The following is a 21,380-nucleotide window of genomic DNA, read 5'->3' on the forward strand; positions in this document are numbered from 1 at the left end:
TCTGATGAAAATTATGCCTTGTCCACTCAATGGTCCACGCAATATCAGTGAATTTGTCTATGGTGGCGAACTCAAAGAGATGCCTGACCAGAACCACTGTAGCGATTTAGAGTGGGCAGATTATGTCTTTAACTGCGACAACCTTGCAGGTGTAGTGCGTGAATGGTGGATGCATGCCCCGAGCAGTTACTGGTTTATTGCTGAACGTAACACCATCACCGATGAAATTTTAAAAACCTATGACCCCAAAGAGCTGTTTCAGCAACGGGTCGAATTTAGTGAAAGCAGCCCATCTTCAGTTCACAAGGAGTCTTTGACATGAACCGATTACCTCTCCCTTATGGGCTGTTAATCAATCGCCAACAGCCTGTCGAATTTGAATTTGACCACAGCCGTTTCCAAGGCTTTGCAGGTGACAGTATTGCCAGTGCACTTGTCGCCAACCAACGCTGGATCATGTCACGCTCATTTAAATATCACCGTCCACGCGCACCGCTGACCATGGCAGGACAAGATGCCAATACCTTGGTACAACTGCCTGAAGAAGCCAATGTGCTTGCCGATACCACAGTGATCAAACCAAATATGCAGGTCACTGGACAAAACTTTTCGGGTTCACTCTTAAAAGACTCCGATGCCTTTTTGGGTAAATTCTCCAAATTTATGCCTGTCGGGTTTTACTATCGCTCTTTCTATAAACCGAAGGGCGCTTGGAAACTGTGGGAACCCCTGATTCGTAAAAAAGCAGGCTTGGGTATTCTTGATCTGAACTTTCAGCCTGAATATTACGACAAAGCCTATTTGTTTACCGATGTTGCCATTATTGGTGCAGGCCCTGCGGGTTTACAAGCCGCGCTGACCGCAGCAGAGTTAGGTGCAAAAGTTTTACTGGTTGAACAAGAGAAAATCTTGGGCGGCAGTCTGAACTATGCACGTCTGGATGCTTCAGGCAAGAAAGCCGCTGAAATCAAACAACGTTTGGTGAGTGCGGTTGAACGCCATCCACAGATTACGGTACTCACTGAAGCCACTTGTAATGCATGGTTTACCGACCATTATTTGCCAATTATTCAAGGCAAACGCATGTACAAAGTCCGTTCAGCGCAATGTATTGTGGCGAGCGGTAGCTTCGATCAACCTGTGATTTTCCGTAACAATGACTTGCCTGGTGTCATTCTATCGAGCGCAGCACAACGCCTGATGAAACTCTATGCAGTGAAACCTGCCCAAACCGTGGTGGTGCTCACTGGGCATGATGATGGTTATTTGACTGCACTGGATTTGGCTGAAGCAGGTGTCAACGTTAAAGCTGTGGTGGATATGCGCCCGGTGGCATCGGATACCAGCTTGTTAAGTGCGGTCAAAGCCAAAGGCATTCCCTGCCATTTGAGTAGTACTGTCTATGAAGCCTTACACAGCAGTGGCATGCAGCACCTGACGGGTGTAGATGTGCGCCGTATTGTGGCTGAAGGTCAAGTCGATGCTCACGCTCAGAAAATTGACTGTCACGTGCTGTGCATGTCGGCAGGTTACATGCCTGTATATCAGTTGCTCTGTCAGGCAGGTGGCAAACTCAGTTATGACGATCAAAAGGCTGCCTTTAAAATTTCAGGCTTGCCAAAAGGCTTGTTGATTACTGGTTCGGTCAATGGCATTCACCAGATTGAGCATGTTTTACAAGATGCCAGCTACATTGCCCAAGTTGCGGTGGCTGCTTTACGTGGTGAAGATGCAAGTCAAATTGCTGCGCCAAACTTTAAAGAAAGCTCAATGAATTTTCCTTGGCCGATCTTTGAACATCCTAAAGGTAAGGAATTTGTCGATTTCGATGAAGACCTGCAAATTCGCGACATTGTGAATGCAACCAAAAGTGGTTATCGCGATGTGCAACTGGTTAAACGCTTTTCGACTGTGGGGATGGGACCGTCTCAAGGACGTCATTCTGCACTGCCAACCGCACGTTTGGTGGCAAAATCCACCCAACGCAGTGTTAGTGAAACAGGTGTGACGACAGCCCGTCCTCCGTTTACGGTCGAGAAACTGGCACATGTTGCGGGGCGCGGCTTCGACCCATTTCGCCAAACCCCAATGCATGCTCGCCACCTTGCTGCGGGTGCAAAAATGATGCCTGCGGGCAACTGGCAACGTCCTGCATTTTATGGCAATCCTGAACAACGCCTGCAACACATTGCTCGTGAAGTGCTCAACGTGCATCAGAATGTCGGCATGATTGATGTGTCTACCCTCGGTGGTTTGGATGTCCGTGGGCCAGACAGCGCCGAGTTCTTAAATCGTCTCTATACCTTTGGTTTCGCCAAACTTGCGGTTGGAAAAACCCGTTATGCGGTCATGGCAAATGAACATGGCGTGGTGATTGACGATGGTGTAGCTGCACGCCTGAGCGACAACCATTTTTATGTGACTGCAACCACCAGTGGTGTCGATCGAATTTATCAGCAAATGTTGAAATGGAATGCCCAATGGCGTCTCAGTGTCGATATCGCCAATGTCACTACTGCCCTTGCTGCACTCAATATTGCGGGGCCAAATTCACGCCAAGTGATGCAGAAAGTCTGTCAGGACGTGGACTTGTCCAATGCAGCATTCCCTTATTTGGGTGTCCGTACTGGCACGATTCATGGCATTCCTGTACGGATTTTACGGGTTGGTTTTGTCGGTGAACTCGGCTATGAAATCCATTTCCCTGCACGTTTTGGCGAGTATATGTGGGACACTCTGATGCAGGCAGGTCAGCTATTTAACATGCAGCCATTTGGGGTAGAAAGCCAGCGTTTACTGCGTCTTGAAAAAGGTCACATTATCATTAGCCAAGACACCGACGGTATGACTCATCCACAAGAAGTCGATTTGGGCTGGGCAGTGGCACGCAAAAAACCGTGGTTTGTCGGCAAACGCTCCATTGCGATTTTGGAAGCTCAGCCATTGAAACGCAAACTGGTGGCCTTTGAACTGGACAAGCATCAGACTCAGCCGCTTGAAGGGCATATTGTTCTCAATGGTGACAAGATCACAGGCAACATTACCTCGTGTGAATACTCACCAACGCTCGACAAGATTATTGGCTTGGCCTATGTCGGCATTGAACAAAGTGAAATCGGACAAAATTTCCCGATTCGGGTAGAACACGGTGCAATGGTGCAAGCCAAAGTCGTCAAAGCGCCTTTTTATGATCCAGACAACCAACGGCAGGAGGTTTGATGATGCAAACTCTAGCAACAGAACGCAGCCCGATTGCACAACAACCTTACAATGCTTTTGGGCGGAGCAAACGCGAATTTTTAAGCGAAGCGACATCACAGGCGGAACGTAAAATTCAGCACTGTGCGGTGGTGGATCTGACCAATTTGTCCCGTGTCGGTTTTCGTGGCATAGACAGTGCAGCCTACTTACACCAGTTTGGTTTTAGTCTGCCTGAACGTCCAAACCATGCACTTGCACAGGTTGATGGTAGCTGGATTGCCCGCCTGTCGATGACTGAATATTTAGTTTTAGGCAGCCTGCATGATTTTGGTGATCGGGTTGCCCAACTCGAAAACGACTGGCAGTACGATGAGCAATATGCCAACTATTTACTGCCTCGTCAGGACAGTCATGCATGGATTCAACTCACAGGTCAGTTCAATACTGAAATTATGGCAAAACTCTGTGCGGTTGATTTATCACCTGAAGCCTTTGCCGTCGGTAAAGTGGCACAAACCTCGGTGGGACGGGTCAATGCCATTGTGATGAATGTCGGCGATCAGCAAACCCAAAAACTGAATATCTTATGTGACCGTGCCGCAGCACTTTATTTGTGGCAAGTTCTGCAAGATGCCATTTCTGAATTTGGCGGTGAGATAAGCGGGATTGAAGGGCTAATTTAAATCATAACAATCAACCAGACATCTGAAATTTTCAGGTGTCTTTTTTCTTTTAGGGGATAGAACAATGAAACTCATTACTGCAATTATAAAACCATTCAAACTCGATGATGTCCGTGAAGCACTGGCAGCACTTGGGGTACAAGGCATCACCGTGACTGAAGTCAAAGGTGCAGGCCGACAAAAAGGACACACCGAAATGTACCGCGGTGCAGAATATGTGGTGGATTTTCTGCCAAAAGTCAAAATTGAAATTGCACTCGACAGCACAACACTTGATCAGGCGATTGAAGCGATTAGCCAAGCCGCCTCTACAGGTAAAATTGGCGATGGGAAAATTTTTGTTTCCAATCTGGAGCAAGTCATTCGGATTCGTACAGGTGAAACTGGGGTCGATGCCTTATAGGTTGAGTCTTGCATTCGTCCGTCAGACTTGTTTAACGCTTTGGGTTGTTTTTCATTAGACTTCTTTGATTCATATTGATTTGTATTTTTCTCATTCGAATATGAAATACGGCGCCGTAAAAAGAAGTCTATTCATCTCCTGATTTCTATTTTGTAGATTCTGACTTCATCGAGCACAAACACAATGAACTGGTTAGCTGCTGCACCGATCCTTTAACATGGCAACATTCGTCTTGAACCGTTAAGTATCGAACACACCCAAGGTTTAGTCGATGCCACACAAGATGGCGAACTATGGTATATCCGCGTAACATCCGCACCCCATCCCGATCAGGTTATCGCGTATATTGAACAAGCCTTGCAGCAATGTGAACAGCAACAACGCCAAGCCTTTTCCGTTATTAACACGCAAACAGGCAAGGTACTTGGAACCACCAGTTATCACGATATTGTGCCGAACATTCAACGACTTGAAATTGGCTATACATGGTATGCAGCTTCAGTACAGCGCACTCATGTGAATACCACCTGTAAATTCCTGCTGTTAAGCCATGCCTTTGAAGATCTAAACGCGCAGCTTGTGGGCTTTCGTACCGATAATTTTAATTACCGCAGTCAACGTGCGATTGAGCGTCTAGGTGCAAAAAAAGATGGCGTACTGCGTCATCATCAACTACGTAAAGATGGCACAGTACGCGATACTGTCATGTACAGTATTCGCGCTGGGGAATGGGCAGAGATCAAAGCACATTTGCAGGATTTATTGCAGAAAGCGCATTAAGTTTTTGAGATAAAGAAACCTGCGCATTCAAGTTTCTTGAATTATAGCGATCAAATATCATCTTGCGGATCGAATGGTGTCTGCAAAATCAACTGATAAAAATCGACATCTAGCCAGCGCCCAAACTTAAAACCCACCTGTGGAAATGTGCCTGAGTGTTCAAAACCTAAACGGTGATGCAAGGCAATACTTGCTTGATTGCTCGCATCAATACAGCCGATCAGTACATGCACCTGCCCATTTTGTTTAGCACGCTCAATCAAGGCTTGCAGTAGCAACTTTCCTAAACCACGCCCACGCTGTTCATGCTGAATATAAATGCTATGTTCAACCGTATATTTATAGGCAGGAAATGCACGGAAACTGCCCCAACTGGCAAAGCCGAGTAGATTACCATCGATATCCACTGCACCAATCACTGGAAAACCATGTTCACGTTTATGGGCAAACCATGCCTGCATGTTTTCCAAGGTTCGTGGTTTGTAGTCATAGAGTGCCGTTGAGTTTAAAATCGCTTCATTAAAAATATCCAAAATCGCTTGGGCATGTTCAGCTTCATTACATTCAATCAGTTGGATATTTTGACTTTCGTCCATAGTATGTATTCCTGTTGTCATTACACTTCACACACCGCTACCAAGTAGCGGGCTTCATCTGCGGTGGAATTTTGAAAAACAATGGGTTGATTCAGCTGAATGGACAAGCAATCACCTTGCTGCAAGGTATAGCTCTGCTCGCCTAAGTGAATCTGCATTTGCCCATGCAGCAACCAGATTTGTTGGTAAACCTTGACCTCACGCGGCACGAAATCATAGGCAACCTGCGTATGTGCAGGGAAAGTGACTTCCACCAGTTGCATGGGCGATGCCACACTCACGGGTGATAAATTACGTCGTAAATAACCCGATGCAGGATCACGCCACTGACTTTGCTGCTCATAACGTAATAATGGTTGAGGTTGATTCGCTAAAGTATCAAAGACAAATAAACTGGCTAAGGAAACATCCAACGCTGCGGCAAGCTTCTCTAAAATCACTGCGGTAGGACTGGTTGCAGCACGTTCGATCAGGGAAATACTGGAACGACTGACCCCGCTTCGTGCCGCCAACTGATCGAGCGAATAACCTTTGGCAAGGCGTAGTTCACGAATATGCTGGGCAATGTGCTGATTGATATCAGGTTGCTGATCGCTCATAACACCCCTTTCATTTTTAATATAATAGAATTTATATCCAATATACTAGAATATAAAAATCAGATGCAAGTGAATTTTGGATGGTTTTTTTATTCATTGAATGTCTTGAAATGCTTAGGCTATTTAAATCACTAATCAACACCCATAAAAAAATCCTGCTTGATGTAGGATTTTGATATGAAAAATTAGAATTAGCCCGAATTTAATATAAAATTTATATACATAATAAGATATGTAGAAACGTCAGTTGCATGTCTGAGGTCAGGACTGCATTTTTAAAATATAGTTTTTCAATATATCAACACAATGATGGTTTTTGACCGAGTTTGCAACTGACAAATGGTTTTGCCTACTTTTCCCGAAAGAAAAGTAGGTCTAGCTGAAGGCTATTGCTGAAATATGAGTCAAACTAATAAGACTCTGTCATCATAGTTTATTTATTTTTAATATATTTAGGAAAAACGATCACCTAACTTAGATAAATTAACCTTTGGCTGTTCTTTTCAACTTTTGCGGATCATCAAACGGTAAGGTGTGCGTGATCGCGTTCACTTCCAAACTGCCTTTGACCTGAATTTCACATCCCTGTACTGCATACGGCACATCAACACGGGCTAAAGCCACTGACTTCTTGCTGATGGGCGAATACATACCACAAGTGATCACACCGATTTGGGTGTCGCCATCCCATAAGGTATCGCCCATTTGCGCAGCCTGCTCCCCTTCAAGCATCACCCCAAAAATCTTGATGCGCTCTTTGCCTTGCAAGCGTTTATGCTCATAGCCGCCACGAAACTCGCCCTTCGTCGGTGAAACAGTAAAGTCGAGTCCAAGCTCCCACAAACTATCGCCAGACTTGTCATTTTTAAATGGGAAATATTCCGAGTTATCATAAGGATAAAACAGTAAATAACTTTCCACACGCAACCAGTCCAAAGTGACAAATGAGCATGGGACAATGCCATATTTCGCACCTTTATCTAAAATCGTATCCCAAATCAGTGGTGCATCCATCGCCTTACAGAAAATTTCATAACCACGCTCGCCTGTATAACCTGTGCGTGAAATCATCACAGGGCAACCAAACAGTTTGGTCTGAATATGGTGAAAATACGGCAAGTTGCGAATATCAGGGATATATTCCGCCAGAAAATCTACCGCCAAAGGCCCTTGAAGCGATAGATCATGCAAATCATCATCAAACAGCACAGCAACTTGGCGTCCTGTTGCCGAACGGGTCAGCATTTCTAGACCAATCCCTGTGCCATGCACCACCATAAAAGCATTTGGCCCTGTACGGTAAATCACGCAGTCATCGACAAATTTGCCTTCTTCATTGAGCATGGTGGCATACACTGACTTGCCAGGGTAAAGCTTGGAAATATCGCGTGAGGTGGCATATTCAAGCAGGCTTTCTGCATGTGGCCCCACATAATGCACTTTTTTCAAGCCTGAAACGTCCATCAAACCTGCTTTGGTTCGAATCGCCAAATAATGCTCGGCCGTATCACTGGCATAAGTCCATGCCGTCCCCATGCCATTCCAGTCTTCCAAGTTTGAGCCAAGCTGACGGTGACGTTCTGCCAGTGCTGAAATACGCCATAAATTTGCCATACATCTATTCCTTCATTGTGTATCTATATCAGTAAAATAAGTTGCCTAATCAACATCATTCTGGGTCAAACTGGCTGAGCCATTGCACCAACGGTTCACGGTAACGGCTAATGCCTTTGTAATCGGCAATTGGCTCAGGTAAGTCACGAATCACCCGATGCAGACGTTTTGCCCACTCAGGATTGGTCACTAAATCATTTAGGCTAATCAGATAAGTACGGATGCTAAATAACAGCGCGTTGCTGCGAGCCAGACGTGGCATCATTTGCAGTTCGACTCGCAAATGCACCAACTCGCCTGCATTGTCTTTGGTGACTAAACCGCGCTCATGTCCCCACACATGGAACGTTTCCGAAGAGGTGTCCATACGTGGGTTGATGGTCATCGTCCAATTCAAACGGCGGTACGGATGCCCGACCTGAATGTTGAGCAAAAATTTCAGCGCACGTTCAAACACCCCTGCATCGTGTGCCAGTTTCGGAACAGGGGCATGCCACTGTTTAAAGCTCATGCCTGCATCGAAGTTCAGAGACCAGTCCGCAGGGCCAGTAATCATGCCTGCATCCATAAACAGGTCGCCTTCACGCTGATCGAGTAAGGCAATGTCACCTTGTACTTGACGTGAAATAAACTCAAACGGCGGTAGTGGCAGAGTCGCATCATCCCCAAACTGGAAATGCACATCGATATTCATCGGGCGATTGATCCAGTGCCACGCCTTCCCTTGCCGTTCTAGTTGAAAATGTTCAGGATAATCTGCCGATAAATGCAGCATCGCCATTTCCAGAAAGTCCCATGCAGCCTGTTGCATATGTGGCAACACAATGCAGCGTTTCGGATCACTTGCCAGCGTTAAGGCACGTTCATTCATTTCAGTCAGATAATGCTCGTCGATATCGAACCAGTGCTCAAAAATCGTGTCAGGCTTAGACAATGCAGGCTCAATATTCACCGAATACATGTAGCTGTCTTCAGGAAATGGAAATGGAAAACGCGCAATGGCTTTGGCACTGTTGTGATAATGAAACTGATCACGCATATTTTCCGCAGGGTTAAATTGTACGGTCATGGCAACTCTCCTATAGCTCAAGCTCGATACGACAGCCCTGTTTGCCTCGTGATACGCACGGCATCAGCTGTTCCTGACGTTCCTGTGAATTTAAATAATGATCATGGTGCTCCACCTCGCCTTTGTACTTGGTGGCACACTGCCCGCACACACCACCACGACATAAACTGGTCACAGGAATTTCGTGTTTTTCCAAGGCTTCGAGCAGGCTGTAATCACTCGAAACTTCGATTTCCTGTTGGCTTTGAGTGAGATAGGCTGTAAATGCTGCCCCTGCTGGAGGTGCTGAAAAAGCTTCAGCATGTACCCGTTTTTTTGACCAGCCCAAAGTTTCTGCGGTATCTTGTACGGCTGCGGTCAGACGTTCTGGGCCACAGACATAAACATGGCTATTTAAACTTTGCTGTTGAAGCAGTTGCATCACATCCAAACGGCGCGCGTTTTTTTCAGAATAGATGTGTACCTGTTCAGGAAATAACTCGGTCAATAATGTTTCATAGGCATTGCTGAGTTGATCACGGCAGGCATAGTGCAGCTCAAAGGCTTGACCTGTATGCATCAGTTCACGGATATGTGACAGAAATGGTGTAATGCCGATGCCACCCGCAATAAACACATGCTTTTGTGCTTGTGAATGCAGGGCAAATAAATTCAGTGGTGCAGAGATATTCAGTACATCGCCAATCATCACCTGTTCATGTAAAAATCGAGAGCCGCCACGCGAGTCATCCTGCAAACGTACTGCGATTTTGTAGTGATCATCATGGGCAGGATCATTGGTCAGTGAATAGGCATTGCGTAACATACGATCAGGCAAAGGCAACTGAACCACCACATGACTGCCCGATGAAAATGCAGGTAAAGGCTGATCGAGCGCTTCAAAGGTAAACTCACGAATCAGCGCTGTGATTTGTTGAATATTGCGTACTCGCACAGGAATTAATGTAGACATACGCCCTCCGCTTGCATCGGTTGGTCTGGGTTGGCACAGACGCCCATATACGCGCCTAGACGTTGGGAAAAGTGGCTGCGAATCAGCAAAGACACACCGCAATGTTCGCAACTGCAAAACTCTTCGGCTGTTGTAGTTTGAGTTTCACCACAATGTACGCAATAGACTTTTTTAAGTTCAGGCTGGGTTTGTACCAGTTCGATTTCATCTTGCATCAATCCTTGAGCAACCAAGTTTTGCGCCATCTGCCACAAAAAAATTTCATCACCACACACCACGGTATGTAACCCTGCATGTGCCTGTTGTAACTGGTCTTTGAGTTCATTTGAAAATGTATCTGAACTGACCAGCAATGTTGGACATGCTGCAAACTGCTCACTGAGCTGCTGTGCCTCTGGGGAATGGGCATGCTGTAAAATCAGCAGGTATTGCCCCCCGTGTACAGGTTGAAGTTCCTGTATCTGCCGATAGCTCGGAGTGCTAAGCATTGCTTCTTGCATGGCAGTTACTCCAATGAATAAATTAATATAATCAAATATTTAAATTATTTTATTTTTTCGATCAATTCCCTTTAAAACATACCTCCAAGGGGGTAATGCAAAGTTTTTCCTTAAAAAGCAAAAAACCAGTCAAGTTGATGACTGGTTTTGAAAGCGTTGGAGAATATCCTCTGTATCTGCTCGTGCCAGAGGTCATCCACAACCTGCGTGGTCTTTGCTGAATGTTGTTTTTGCAACACTATTGATTTAATGCCGATATTGAATAGGTTTTGTGGATGACAAAGTTTTTGGTTACTTTTTTAAAAAAGTAACATCACTGCTAAAACTTCCTTGATGTACTCACCACCAGATGCCGAGTTGTTCTCATTTGAATAATGGAAAGTGGATGACATTCAGCACGAGCAAATATCAAAGATAATTACATACAACGAATTAGTTTTTACCAATTAACTTGAGTCAACATCAAATTGATAGACACAATAAGATACATGGAAACGTCAGTTGCATGTCTGAGGTCAGGACTATATTTAAAAATGATGTTTTTCAATACATTAAAACAGTGATGGTATTTGACCGAGTTTGCGACTGACAAATGGTTTTGCCTACTTTTCCCAAAAGCCTTGCGAAGCAGTGCTTCTCAGGTCGAACCTGAACAAGATTGAAATATATTTCAATCGATGTGCAAGACGTAGTGGGTTGATGCTGAAATATGAGTCAAATACATCATACTCCATCATCACTATGCAATAACTTTCAATACCCTAAGCATAAGTTTACAGAGACACTCAATCTACCCGACTTTTTTCTGTGGCACTTCAGGCGTATCCGTCAAATAAGCGTCAAGCGAATCATCCAGTGCATCCAACCACGGCGTATGATGTGGTGCTGCCAGTGTGCCTGTAATCGCTGAACGATAAATATGATCGCGGAAAGTCATGATGTTTTCTTTCTTATGTTTTTTCCATTCAAGGAAAATCAGACGCATCGCTTCAATATCAAAGGTTGGATAATCTGTCGCCTCAATCAACTCTAAAATATAATCGCCCTGAAATTTATACATTTGCCCCGCTTCCGTCAGAGTTTTCTCCTCTTCATGCCATGCCAATGTATGCGCCTGCATTTCTGGCAAACTTGGCAATGTCATACGATTTAAAATAATGTCGCGCACATACCATGCCTGTGCATCGAACATATTGAAGGTGTACCACTGATCTTGCATGCCCAAATAAAACAGTTTCGGATTTTTCTCCCAAACCACACCTTTATACAAACCAAGCGGATACAAACGGTTATCGGTTTTTAAGCGGATCGACTCTGCCATAAATGGGAAATGGTGCAAATAGCCTGTACATAGAATAATGGCATCAACTTCGGCACTGCTGCCATCAGCAAAGTAAGCATGTGTCTGATCGACTCGTAATAACTTCTGACGTTCTGACCAGTTTTCTGGCCATTTATAGCCCATTGGACTGTTTCGGTAGCAGCTAATGATCTGTTTTGCGCCATATTTATAGCATTGTGAACCAATGTCTTCCGCAGAATAACTACTACCAACGACGAGAACCGTTTTATCTTTAAACTCAAGCGCATCTCTAAAATCATGGGCATGTAAAATACGCCCACCGAAAGTTTTAAAGCCATCATATTCAGGTACTTTAGGGGTCGAGAAATGCCCACTCGCCACCACAACATAATCAAAAATTTCGGTATAAACGACATCTTGGTTATGGTCATGTACACTGACTGAAAACTGCTGCGTTTGTTCATTAAACTCGATATGGCGCACAGCGCTGTTAAATCTCACATAACGACGCACATTGGCCTTTTCTACACGCCCTTTAATATAGTCCCAAAGCACTGCACGCGGAGGATACGAGCCAATCGCTTTGCCAAAGTGTTCATCGAAACTATAGTCCGCAAACTCAAGCGCCTCTTTCGGCCCATTTGACCATAAGTAACGATACATGCTGCCATGTACAGGTTCACCATTTTCATCAATCCCTGTACGCCATGTGTAATTCCATAAGCCACCCCAGTCCGCCTGTTTTTCAAAACAGACGATTTCTGGAATATCTGCACCTTTTTCCTGTGCCGATTGGAAAGCTCGTAACTGTGCCATCCCACTTGGACCCGCACCGATAATTGCAACTCGTGTCATGGCTGTATCCCCATGTAATTTATTTTAAAAAGTGACAGTGCTTAGCACCATGCAATTAACATAGGACGAAGTTGCGGGTCGTGAAATTCCTAAGATGGGGTATTACAAATGAGATACCACGCATCAAATTTTGAAAATAAAAAAACCCGCCAAAGACAGGTTCAATGATGCTTTTAAAATAAAGCGCTTATATCCTGTGGGTTAATGTTTTAATCATTTTTCAATGAAGAAATCACCGCCCAGATCAACAAAACCAGTAATACAGGCCAAATCAATAATAAATCCACACGAATATCAGCTTCAGGCGTTTTAACTTTTATTAGCCATTCCCAAAGTGCGTAAAACAGCCATGCCAGACCACTGACCAAAAAGATGACATGCCCTTTCTTCTGCGTTTTGTACAACTTTAGGTACAAATATCGGGCAAAAAACAGGCAGGCAACCACAAAGATATTGAATGGTTGACCCACTAAAAATCTTGCAAGCATTTCCATACATGCACCTGTTCAGGTCTAAACACTATCCGCCTGAAACCACAGCATCAGGGATTTCGTATTTTTCATGACCGATATAAATGATACTAACATCAGAAACTTTTTCGGCTCTAAACCGTGAAGAATCGGCCTGACTTTGATCATATCCAATTGCATTTCCGCGTTTAAAGAAGATCTGGCGTTTCATACCATCAGGTTTGGTAATGCTGACCGTTGCATTTCCATAGCCTTCACGTTTTACACCAAAATTACAGTTCCCCATGGATTGATGCCGATACATCGAACATCGGATTTTCCCTGTCGCGTGATAACTCGTTCCAGGCACTTTTTTATCGAAATGATCTCGTGGGCTTGCAATGATAATTTCAAGTCGGTAATTGGCAACTTCATTTCTACGTGCTGCGGAGCGCATCATATAAACACGGATTTTATAATCCCCTGTTTGCGGCAGTGTTCCCTCAAATTGCTTACCTCTCGTAGAACCGATAAACATTGCAGTTTCATTTTCATATGGAAGTAGGATATTGAAATAGGTTGCGCCATGTCGGGTGGCTAAACTGGTATTCATATACTGACCTGCTTGCGCTCTTACCACATAGTCAACAATTTCATAACCGCGAATACTGGAGGTAATGACTGTACTGTTGCTACCTTTCGGAAATTGTACCCGTTGCGTTCGGATATCATTTGCGGCAAAACATAAACTACTACTGACTAAAGCACTCAGTGCCATGAAACAACGGAATTGATTTAAAGCGAAAATTGGCATTTTTATGCTCCTTTCATTAAGACATTCCTTATTATTTGCAAACTTAAAAGCAGATACGCTTTCAAAAATTATAATATTTAGTTTGATTAAAAAAAGAACAATTTAATGTTTCATCATATTTCTACATCCTTCATGCTTTATATCCTTGTTGATGAAAGACTTTATTTTTTACTACATAAAAAAAGCTGAGCTTATAGATTCATTTCTATAAGCTCAGCCTTAGATTTTTTAAATACGATTTATAACATCGATTTCAGTACATTATCTTTCACAACAAAGTGATGAAATAATGCGGCACAAGCATGTAACCCCACCAGATAGATAAAGATATTACCTAAGACCTGATGAATATTACCCAATCCATGAATGCCATAGACTGAAAATATTAAAGGTAAGTTGAGACCAAAGAATACATAGTGTTGAGTAATGCTCGACAAGGCAATAAACCCTGAAACAGGTACAATAATTAATAATGCATACAAGAGCACTTTGACACTTTTAAAGGCAAAATGCTGAAACTTGCCCAAAATTTGATTTTTTGGAAAATCTTTATGTAACGCTAAAAAAGCGATACATCTCAAGCAAAATAGAACAAATACGGTTCCACCAGAAAGAAGATGGATTGTTCCAAGTTGAGGCTCTTTGATCGGGTTTCCACTGGTAATATAAGCTGTTGCAACGGCAATCAGTGTAATCCAGTGAATCGCCATCATGGTTCTTGGATATTTTTTAATCATGGTGATTTCTTGAATTCAACATTTATAGTTTGATTAAATCACGGTCAATATACGAATAAAATTAACTTTAATAAAAATATACAAATTGAAAGCATATCAGCTTAATTCTTAAGGCTTTCTTAGGGCTGAGGTGGCTGTGTATGCCAAATAATTCCCTCAACTGCCAAGATCATATCGCTTTCCGAATAAACTCCCCAACCAAGATCCCGTACCCAAACCACCTGCTCACCATCAGGCAAGATTCGGTAGATCACATCAAATATCCCTTTTTGATTCAGCGCATCTTGTACGGATGACCAGACATAAGTTGCATCATCTGGGTGAATCATCTGCCCATAGCGAGGCGTATTGAGTAACTCTGCTGGGGGATACCCTGTCACATCCACACAGCCATCACTCAGATATTCCATTGTCCAGTCAAAATCATTGCGGGAACGGTACAACATCATCGGTAAACGTTTGATCAGATCATTCAAGCTGCGCTGCTGTGCCGATTGTAGATATTGCTGTTTAATTTTTTCAGTCTGATCGGACAGCAACAAACACCAATAATATTGCTGTGTTTCAGGCTGACTCACTAAATAATTGGCGGAGAGTTCAAACCAGCGTAAATTCTGCTGTGCATCCCTCAGGCGAATCCGACAACTTTCCGTAAGCTGTGGTGAACTCAGCAGACTTTTCAGTTTATGCACATCTTCTGGATATAAAGACAAACTCAGGTCTTGCATGTCACTTTGGCTAAAATGCTGCCACGTAATATTACTTTTATAAATATTCAGGTACTGATCTACAATCAGCACCACTTCGGCAAAACGGTCAAATACAGGTGACCAATAGGTGTGTAACAACTGCAAGGGATAAACCTGTGCAGGACGGCGAAACAGTTTCAGCATAGTCACCTCAACTTCGCAATGATTTCAAATGCTGATGCGCCCACACTGACAATTCCAACCGTGAATGTACACTGAGTTTACGCAGCAAGCTTTTCACATAGACTTTGACCGTACCATCACTAATGCCGAGTTCGCGTGCAATCAGTTTATTGTTCAGTCCTTTGGCAATCAGCAACAGGGTTTCTTTTTCCCTTGCAGTCATGTCCGCCAAATCCTGTTGTTCTTGTTGTTCAATTTCCCAAGATTCGGTTTCACTGAGCTGCGGCTGCACACGGCGCACTTGTCGTGCCAAAATATTCACACCTTGCCCATGTAAAATGATCTGTCCATCTAAAACATCGTGCAATTTTTGCAAAATCACTTCAGGCAATGTGTCCTTCGGCAAAAAGCCATTTGCCCCCAGTTGAATCGCATCAATCACCACTTGTTCATCTTCACAGGCCGTTAAGATAATGACTTTGAGTTCCTGATCGGTCTGACGAATGTGCTTTAAAATCTCCAAGCCCGATTCGTTCGGCATTTGCAAATCGAGCAGCACCACATCGGGATACTGTTCAGCTAAGCCTTGCAAAAAATCGGCACCAGAAGCATATTCGGCAAGTACATCGTAACCTTGTTCCTGCCGAATAATGTCTGCAACCCCACGGCGAAATAACGCATGATCATCTACAATACTGACTTTACACATGACGACCTTCCTCTAATGTTGTTCCAAAAGCAATATGACGCAGGTGCCTTGCGGCTGATTGGCAACAAAACGTAGTTCTGCGCCAATCCGTTCCGCCCGTTCCTGCATAATTTCTAAACCAAAACTGTCACTACGTTTATTTTGTAACTGAATGCCACGCCCATTGTCACAAATACAGATTTGCAACGCTCCCGAATTCAAATACTCAATGCGTACCTGCGCACTTGACGCATGAGAATGCCGCACGATATTGCTTAGGCTTTCCCGAATAATGTAGAGCAGTTGCATGGCATGTTTGGCGCTGACTTTGAAATGTGCTACCCGATTGTCCAATTCAAAGGAAATACTGGACTGGTGAGAAAACTCATCCATGACTTTATTCAGTGCCGAAGCAAAATCTAGTTCTTGATAGGCCAAACGTGAGGCGGTAATCAGCTCTCGTGTCTGCTGATAGGCGTAATGGGTATAACTGGCAAGGTCTTCACTGAGTGGCAACAAGGCGCTATAAGCCGACTGGTTCTTACACAGGCTATGTAGCTGTGCTGACTTCAAGCGTAAAAAGCCCAAAACTTGTGCAATGCTGTCATGTAGTTCTGCGGCAAATTCACGGCGCTCTTTGAGTAAAATCGCCTGCCGTTTTTGTTGTTGCTCAATCCAGTGCTGAAAGCCCTGTTGCAAGGCATCATCCAGTTGCTGCAGATAGGGTTGCATATCACGATTAAACGTATTCGTCTGCTGCACATAGACCCGCCAGACCACCACTTCTTGTCCCAGTACCAACAAACGTGCCTGATGGTTTTGAATCTGTAGCAGGTTTTCAACCTTAGACTGTGCATAGTAAGTTTGATTCAGTAAAACCGACTGAATCTGGTTTAAATCCTGTCGCTCAAGTTGAGTCTCTTGAGCATGGTAAATAAAACATTCCTGCGTAAATGGATAGCACAACACAAGGCACAGTTTTGGCACATGCTGCATTGCAAAAGTGCCATTGAGCTGCTGTTGCAAGTCATGCAGTAACTCAGGCAATTGTGAATTGGGTTGCTCGACACGGGCAATATTCAGCATCAGTCGAAGCAGCAGACTTTCATATCGTGCAGCAAAGAGCTGCTGTTGCAGCGAGGTTTCTGCTGCATCTGTCGCTGTACGGCGCTTGTGCCAGACCTGTGACCAAGACTGCCAAGCTTTCATTGCCGCTCCGTATCGTATTGCCCAATCCACTGCATCTTTGCCCCATTTTTATTCTTAATAGTTATAAAATTTGAGCATTATTCATGCCAAAATCAGGCTTTACCTCATTGGGGGTAATCATTCTGGGCAATTGTGATCTGTTTTTGAACTGGCGATATTGAATTTCATTCAGGCATGGCGACAGGCAAATCTGCATGTGGTGATGCGAGTGAGGACAACAGCGCAAAGGCAATGCATATGGGCAATTTACCACAACATCTCTCAGTCGAAACTGAGCAGTTTTTCCATTTACAGGTTCCGCTGCAACAAATCCAGTTACGGGTTGATCCGCAATCGGCTCTGCTGTTGTCACTTGAAGCTCAGGATGAATTAGAACTGAATCTTCCAGCAGGTCAAGGGATCGAAATCTTGGTGCGAAATGCACAAGGTAAAATCCAGTTACCCTTACTACAACTGGTCAGCCCCAATGGCATTATCAGCTTTGGAACAGCCATACAAACGCTTGAACAACTTGTACAACAAGACAGCGTTGCTCAGCGTCTTGAATACCAATTGCAAAAATTCAATATTGCTCAAACCGATTTAGACGTGGTACTTCGCATACAACAGACTGAACATGTTCGTTTTCGTACCACCGAAAACATTGCTGTGATTTTACTCAATACTGGTAAAAACATGTCAGTTGATCAGCAAGATGCAATTGATGAAGTCCAAGCCATCATCCATAAAGCCAAAGCCCAAACTGAATACTTACCTGCACCACTGGCACAGCCGATTCAGGAGATCCGCGTGGGCAAAGCCAGTGCCAAAACCTATAGCGTCAAAGCAGGACAATGGATTCAGATTATTGATGTGTCAGGCAAGCAGTGTTCAGACTTTCTCGCCTTCGATGCCAAAGCATTGGAATATGGTCAGGAAATTGGACTGGATGCTGTTGCAACTCGCACCCTACTTGGACACAGCACCCCAACGCCTGGCATTCACTCACGCTTTTATGGCACAGACATGCAAGCCCTAGTTGAAGTGGTTCAAGATACTGTGGGGCGACATGATATGTTTCTAACTGCATGTAGCCCGAAATTTTATGAAGACAGTGGCTACTTTGGACACATCTCCTGTACCGATAACTTTAACCGTATTTTAAGTCCACTGGGCTTGAGCCCTAAAGCCGCATGGCCTGCGATCAATTTTTTCTACAACACCCAAGTTGAAGCTTGCGGCAGCATCAGCATGGATGAACCGTGGTCACGTGCAGGCGACTATATTTTGCTGCGCGCACACAAAGACCTGCTCTGTGCTTCATCGGCATGCCCTGACGACATCGACCCATCCAACGGCTGGGTACCGAGTGATATTCATGTCCGAATTTATGCCGAATCCGAACAATTTTCACGTTCCCAACTGTACCGTACTCATCCTGAGGAGATGCCCCGCATGACCAAACAAAGTGGCTTTCATTCGCGTATTGCTGCCCTGACCTCGCACCTCGTTGAATATCATGGGTATTGGGTGGCTGATGAATATCATGGTTGGGGTGCCAAGGCCGAGTATCTGGCGTGTCGTGAACGCGTGGCGATGATTGACCTCACTGCTTTACGCAAATTTGAAATTACAGGGCCCGATGCCGAAAGTTTCTTGCAATATATGCTGACACGCAATGTCCGCAAACTCGCAATTGGTGAAATTGTCTATTCTGCGATTTGCCTCGAAACAGGCGGTATGCTCGATGACGGTACGATTTTCCGTTTGGGTGAAAACAACTTTCGCTGGGTTTGTGGTGATGAATACACAGGCACATGGCTGAAACAAAAAGCCCAGCAACTGGGTTATCGGGTCAGTATTCGCCACTCTTCAGATCAGATTCACAATGTTGCCGTTCAAGGGCCAAAAAGTCGTGAACTGCTCAAACAACTGATCTGGACACCTGAACATCAACCCAACCTCGATCAACTGGCATGGTTCCATTTCACGCTCGGACGTTTGGGCAATGCCCAAGGCATTCCCGTCATGGTGTCACGCACAGGCTACACAGGTGAGCTGGGGTTTGAAGTGTGGTGTCATCCGACTCATGCTGAACAGGTTTGGGATGCAATCTGGTCGGCAGGACAAGCCTTTGAGATTGCGCCAATGGGTTTTTCCGCACTAGATATGCTCCGAATCGAAGCAGGTCTGATTTTTGCACAACATGAGTTCGATGCTCAAACCAATCCTTTTGAAGCAGGCATTGGTTTTACCGTTCCATTAAAAAGTAAAGAAGAAGACTTCTTGGGTAAGCAAGCCATGCAAAATCAAACCACACAAAGTCGGCACAAATTGGTGGGCTTGGTTTTAGAACAAAATGAAGCAGCTGAACACGGCGACCTGATTTATGTCGATCGTTACCCTGTTGGTGTGGTTACCAGTGCCACCAATTCCCCTTTACTGAAAAAACAGATTGCATTGTGTCGGGTTGCCCCGCAATACGCCAGTGCTGAGACTACTTTAGAAATTGGCAAGCTCGATGGGCAAAAGAAACGCCTCAAAGCCAAAGTTGTCAATCTACCGTTTTACGATCCTGAACGCACTCGGGTTCGTGCCTAAGTTTTTTAATTCTCCTGATTGCCGAGTATGAACTGGGCAATCTGCAAAAAATGGATGTTTTGTTTCGGCAAAACGCAACGTATTGTGATCATTAGACGAGGAGAGAAATATGAATATTCGTTCTATTTCGGGCTTAGTATTGGGTTGTTTATTGTTGTCGCCACACTTTGCACAGGCAGCAGAAACAGCAACATTGAACCAAACATCGACCTCATGGGTCATGACATCGATCGTCTTTGTCATGATCATGTTTATTCCAGGGTTGGCTTTGTTTTACGGCGGTATGCTCCGCAGTAAAAACGTCCTGTCAATCTGTACCCAGTTTTTTGCCTTTGCAGGCATTATCGGGCTGATGTGGATTACCCATATTTACAGCATGATTGTCGATACTACAGGCATGCAAGAAGGGACATTTAACCTTGCCAGTTTTGTCGGTGGTTTCGATAAAGCCTTTATGCATGGTGTGACCGACCAATCGTTAATGGGCGATATTCCTGAATATGTAACCTCGGTGTTTGGCATGACTTTCGCCATGATCACTCCTGCGATTGTGGTCGGTGGCTATGCAGAACGCATGAAATTTAGTGCCATGGTCATTTTTGTGATTTTATGGACAACCATTGTCTATGCCCCAATGGCGCACATGGTTTGGGGCGGTGTCGGTTCTGCCATGCACAACTGGGGTGTACTCGATTTTGCAGGCGGGACAGCCGTACATATCAACTCAGGCATTGCTGCACTGGTTGGTGCGATGATCATCGGACGTCGTAAAGACTGGAAAACCCAAAATATTGCCCCACACAACTTGGTCTATACCTTCATCGGTGCAGGTTTACTTTGGGCAGGCTGGTTTGGTTTCAATGTCGGTTCGGCACTGGCAGCCAATGCAAGTGCTGGCTTAATCATGATGAATACCCAAGTCGCAGCATGTGCAGGGATTGTGGGCTGGATGATCATTGAAAAAGTGCTTGATCGACACACCACCTCATTAGGGCTTGCTTCTGGTGCAATTGCAGGTTTAGTGGGTATTACGCCTGCGGCGGCTTATGTTGGCGTATTTGGTGCAGCAGCCATCGGACTAATCACAGGCATGGTGTGCTTCTACGCAGTCACTCGCCTTAAAAATGTGCTCAATATTGATGACTCTCTTGATGTCTTTGCTTTACACGGTATTGGCGGGATGGTTGGCGGAATTTTAACGGGTATTTTTGCTTCACCACTCTTGGGCGGCAATATCACAGGTCTTGATTTTGGTACGCAGTTTATTGCGCAAATGATTGGTATTGTGGTGACTGTCGTCTATAGCGCAGTCTGCACATGGGGCATTTTCAAAGTGATTGAATTGACTGTAGGCCTACGTGTTTCACATGAACAAGAGGAAAAAGGTCTTGATCTCAGTGATCATAACGAGCGTGCCTATAACTAAAACTCAGTTATTATTTCTTTCGGGTAGAGGTTTACTTCTGCCCGATTTTT

At 44.5% G+C, this 21,380-nt stretch carries 20 protein-coding genes; 7 read left to right on the forward strand and 13 right to left on the reverse strand.

The features are described 5' to 3' along the window. The first annotated feature begins 4 nt into the window (after positions 1-4). From C1A47_RS01475 to C1A47_RS01495, 5 genes are all read left to right on the forward strand, one after another. Complete coding sequence (locus C1A47_RS01475; protein ID WP_111891710.1) at positions 5-322, forward strand: sarcosine oxidase subunit delta; 318 nt, start codon at positions 5-7, stop codon at positions 320-322. Further along, positions 319-3,219, forward strand: a complete 2,901-nt coding sequence (locus tag C1A47_RS01480) for a glycine cleavage T C-terminal barrel domain-containing protein (RefSeq protein WP_111891712.1) — start codon at positions 319-321, stop codon at positions 3,217-3,219. The genes C1A47_RS01475 and C1A47_RS01480 overlap by 4 nt, the downstream gene beginning before the upstream one ends. Further along, positions 3,219-3,884, forward strand: coding sequence for a sarcosine oxidase subunit gamma (locus C1A47_RS01485; RefSeq protein ID WP_111891714.1), 666 nt, complete (start codon positions 3,219-3,221; stop codon positions 3,882-3,884). The genes C1A47_RS01480 and C1A47_RS01485 overlap by 1 nt, the downstream gene beginning before the upstream one ends. 64 nt (positions 3,885-3,948) lie before the next feature. Continuing rightward, complete coding sequence (locus C1A47_RS01490) at positions 3,949-4,287, forward strand: P-II family nitrogen regulator (protein ID WP_111891716.1); 339 nt, start codon at positions 3,949-3,951, stop codon at positions 4,285-4,287. Between the two features lie 225 nt (positions 4,288-4,512). Then, positions 4,513-5,067, forward strand: coding sequence for a GNAT family N-acetyltransferase (locus C1A47_RS01495; RefSeq protein WP_111891718.1), 555 nt, complete (start codon positions 4,513-4,515; stop codon positions 5,065-5,067). A gap of 50 nt (positions 5,068-5,117) precedes the next feature. On the opposite strand, the gene C1A47_RS01500 is transcribed toward C1A47_RS01495, so the two are convergent. The 13 genes from C1A47_RS01500 to C1A47_RS01560 all read right to left on the reverse strand — a co-directional run bounded on the left by C1A47_RS01500 (position 5,118) and on the right by C1A47_RS01560 (position 17,324). Then, positions 5,118-5,663 carry a GNAT family N-acetyltransferase gene (locus tag C1A47_RS01500; protein ID WP_111891720.1) on the reverse strand — a complete coding sequence of 182 codons (546 nt, stop codon included), beginning with the start codon at positions 5,661-5,663 and terminating at the stop codon, positions 5,118-5,120. 20 nt (positions 5,664-5,683) lie between these two features. Next, the gene (locus C1A47_RS01505) at positions 5,684-6,262 is read right to left on the reverse strand and encodes a helix-turn-helix domain-containing protein (protein WP_111891722.1); all 579 of its coding nucleotides are present in this window, start codon (positions 6,260-6,262) and stop codon (positions 5,684-5,686) included. A 483-nt stretch (positions 6,263-6,745) separates the two neighbouring features. Further along, entirely contained in the window at positions 6,746-7,876 is a 1,131-nt protein-coding gene (locus tag C1A47_RS01510; RefSeq protein ID WP_111891724.1) for an aminomethyltransferase family protein, read from the reverse strand. A gap of 55 nt (positions 7,877-7,931) precedes the next feature. After that, positions 7,932-8,945, reverse strand: coding sequence for a heme-dependent oxidative N-demethylase family protein (locus C1A47_RS01515; protein WP_111891726.1), 1,014 nt, complete (start codon positions 8,943-8,945; stop codon positions 7,932-7,934). Between the two features lie 10 nt (positions 8,946-8,955). Continuing rightward, on the reverse strand, positions 8,956-9,897 hold the full coding sequence (locus C1A47_RS01520) for a PDR/VanB family oxidoreductase (protein ID WP_111891728.1): 942 nt from the start codon (positions 9,895-9,897) through the stop codon (positions 8,956-8,958). Next, positions 9,885-10,397, reverse strand: a complete 513-nt coding sequence (locus C1A47_RS01525; protein ID WP_111891730.1) for a dimethylamine monooxygenase subunit DmmA family protein — start codon at positions 10,395-10,397, stop codon at positions 9,885-9,887. The genes C1A47_RS01520 and C1A47_RS01525 overlap by 13 nt, the downstream gene beginning before the upstream one ends. Before the next feature lie 790 nt (positions 10,398-11,187). After that, the gene (locus C1A47_RS01530; protein ID WP_111891732.1) at positions 11,188-12,555 is read right to left on the reverse strand and encodes an NAD(P)-binding domain-containing protein; all 1,368 of its coding nucleotides are present in this window, start codon (positions 12,553-12,555) and stop codon (positions 11,188-11,190) included. A gap of 209 nt (positions 12,556-12,764) precedes the next feature. Continuing rightward, entirely contained in the window at positions 12,765-13,049 is a 285-nt protein-coding gene (locus tag C1A47_RS01535; protein ID WP_111891734.1) for a hypothetical protein, read from the reverse strand. Between the two features lie 25 nt (positions 13,050-13,074). Beyond that, positions 13,075-13,818 (reverse strand): hypothetical protein, encoded by a 744-nt coding sequence (locus tag C1A47_RS01540; RefSeq protein WP_111891736.1) that lies wholly within the window; start codon positions 13,816-13,818, stop codon positions 13,075-13,077. 239 nt (positions 13,819-14,057) lie between these two features. After that, positions 14,058-14,555 (reverse strand): cytochrome b, encoded by a 498-nt coding sequence (locus C1A47_RS01545; protein WP_111891738.1) that lies wholly within the window; start codon positions 14,553-14,555, stop codon positions 14,058-14,060. Between the two features lie 119 nt (positions 14,556-14,674). Beyond that, the gene (locus tag C1A47_RS01550; protein ID WP_111891740.1) at positions 14,675-15,448 is read right to left on the reverse strand and encodes a PAS domain-containing protein; all 774 of its coding nucleotides are present in this window, start codon (positions 15,446-15,448) and stop codon (positions 14,675-14,677) included. A gap of 7 nt (positions 15,449-15,455) precedes the next feature. Then, positions 15,456-16,136, reverse strand: a complete 681-nt coding sequence (locus C1A47_RS01555; protein ID WP_111891742.1) for a response regulator — start codon at positions 16,134-16,136, stop codon at positions 15,456-15,458. A 12-nt stretch (positions 16,137-16,148) separates the two neighbouring features. Then, complete coding sequence (locus C1A47_RS01560) at positions 16,149-17,324, reverse strand: sensor histidine kinase (protein ID WP_111891744.1); 1,176 nt, start codon at positions 17,322-17,324, stop codon at positions 16,149-16,151. Between the two features lie 174 nt (positions 17,325-17,498). On the opposite strand from C1A47_RS01560, the gene C1A47_RS01565 reads away from it, so the two are divergent. Together C1A47_RS01565 and C1A47_RS01570 are read left to right on the forward strand one after the other, a co-directional pair. Next, positions 17,499-19,904, forward strand: a complete 2,406-nt coding sequence (locus C1A47_RS01565; RefSeq protein ID WP_264756252.1) for a DUF1989 domain-containing protein — start codon at positions 17,499-17,501, stop codon at positions 19,902-19,904. Positions 19,905-20,013: 109 nt separating this feature from the next. Further along, positions 20,014-21,330 carry an ammonium transporter gene (locus tag C1A47_RS01570; RefSeq protein ID WP_111891746.1) on the forward strand — a complete coding sequence of 439 codons (1,317 nt, stop codon included), beginning with the start codon at positions 20,014-20,016 and terminating at the stop codon, positions 21,328-21,330. The last annotated feature ends 50 nt before the right edge of the window (positions 21,331-21,380 follow it).

This window comes from Acinetobacter sp. MB5 (assembly GCF_003261585.1).
In the GTDB taxonomy this organism is placed as follows: domain Bacteria; phylum Pseudomonadota; class Gammaproteobacteria; order Pseudomonadales; family Moraxellaceae; genus Acinetobacter.

What these genes read in the sequence shown, in the direction of transcription:
- C1A47_RS01475 (WP_111891710.1), top strand. Translation starts at nt 5, where the DNA reads ATGAAAATTATGCCTTGTCCACTCAATGGTCCACGCAATATCAGTGAA.
- C1A47_RS01480 (WP_111891712.1), top strand. Translation starts at nt 319, where the DNA reads ATGAACCGATTACCTCTCCCTTATGGGCTGTTAATCAATCGCCAACAG.
- C1A47_RS01485 (WP_111891714.1), top strand. Translation starts at nt 3,219, where the DNA reads ATGATGCAAACTCTAGCAACAGAACGCAGCCCGATTGCACAACAACCT.
- C1A47_RS01490 (WP_111891716.1), top strand. Translation starts at nt 3,949, where the DNA reads ATGAAACTCATTACTGCAATTATAAAACCATTCAAACTCGATGATGTC.
- C1A47_RS01500 (WP_111891720.1), bottom strand. Translation starts at nt 5,663, where the DNA reads ATGGACGAAAGTCAAAATATCCAACTGATTGAATGTAATGAAGCTGAA.
- C1A47_RS01505 (WP_111891722.1), bottom strand. Translation starts at nt 6,262, where the DNA reads ATGAGCGATCAGCAACCTGATATCAATCAGCACATTGCCCAGCATATT.
- C1A47_RS01510 (WP_111891724.1), bottom strand. Translation starts at nt 7,876, where the DNA reads ATGGCAAATTTATGGCGTATTTCAGCACTGGCAGAACGTCACCGTCAG.
- C1A47_RS01515 (WP_111891726.1), bottom strand. Translation starts at nt 8,945, where the DNA reads ATGACCGTACAATTTAACCCTGCGGAAAATATGCGTGATCAGTTTCAT.
- C1A47_RS01520 (WP_111891728.1), bottom strand. Translation starts at nt 9,897, where the DNA reads ATGTCTACATTAATTCCTGTGCGAGTACGCAATATTCAACAAATCACA.
- C1A47_RS01525 (WP_111891730.1), bottom strand. Translation starts at nt 10,397, where the DNA reads ATGCAAGAAGCAATGCTTAGCACTCCGAGCTATCGGCAGATACAGGAA.
- C1A47_RS01530 (WP_111891732.1), bottom strand. Translation starts at nt 12,555, where the DNA reads ATGACACGAGTTGCAATTATCGGTGCGGGTCCAAGTGGGATGGCACAG.
- C1A47_RS01535 (WP_111891734.1), bottom strand. Translation starts at nt 13,049, where the DNA reads ATGGAAATGCTTGCAAGATTTTTAGTGGGTCAACCATTCAATATCTTT.
- C1A47_RS01540 (WP_111891736.1), bottom strand. Translation starts at nt 13,818, where the DNA reads ATGCCAATTTTCGCTTTAAATCAATTCCGTTGTTTCATGGCACTGAGT.
- C1A47_RS01545 (WP_111891738.1), bottom strand. Translation starts at nt 14,555, where the DNA reads ATGATTAAAAAATATCCAAGAACCATGATGGCGATTCACTGGATTACA.
- C1A47_RS01550 (WP_111891740.1), bottom strand. Translation starts at nt 15,448, where the DNA reads ATGCTGAAACTGTTTCGCCGTCCTGCACAGGTTTATCCCTTGCAGTTG.
- C1A47_RS01555 (WP_111891742.1), bottom strand. Translation starts at nt 16,136, where the DNA reads ATGTGTAAAGTCAGTATTGTAGATGATCATGCGTTATTTCGCCGTGGG.
- C1A47_RS01560 (WP_111891744.1), bottom strand. Translation starts at nt 17,324, where the DNA reads ATGAAAGCTTGGCAGTCTTGGTCACAGGTCTGGCACAAGCGCCGTACA.
- C1A47_RS01565 (WP_264756252.1), top strand. Translation starts at nt 17,499, where the DNA reads ATGGCGACAGGCAAATCTGCATGTGGTGATGCGAGTGAGGACAACAGC.
- C1A47_RS01570 (WP_111891746.1), top strand. Translation starts at nt 20,014, where the DNA reads ATGAATATTCGTTCTATTTCGGGCTTAGTATTGGGTTGTTTATTGTTG.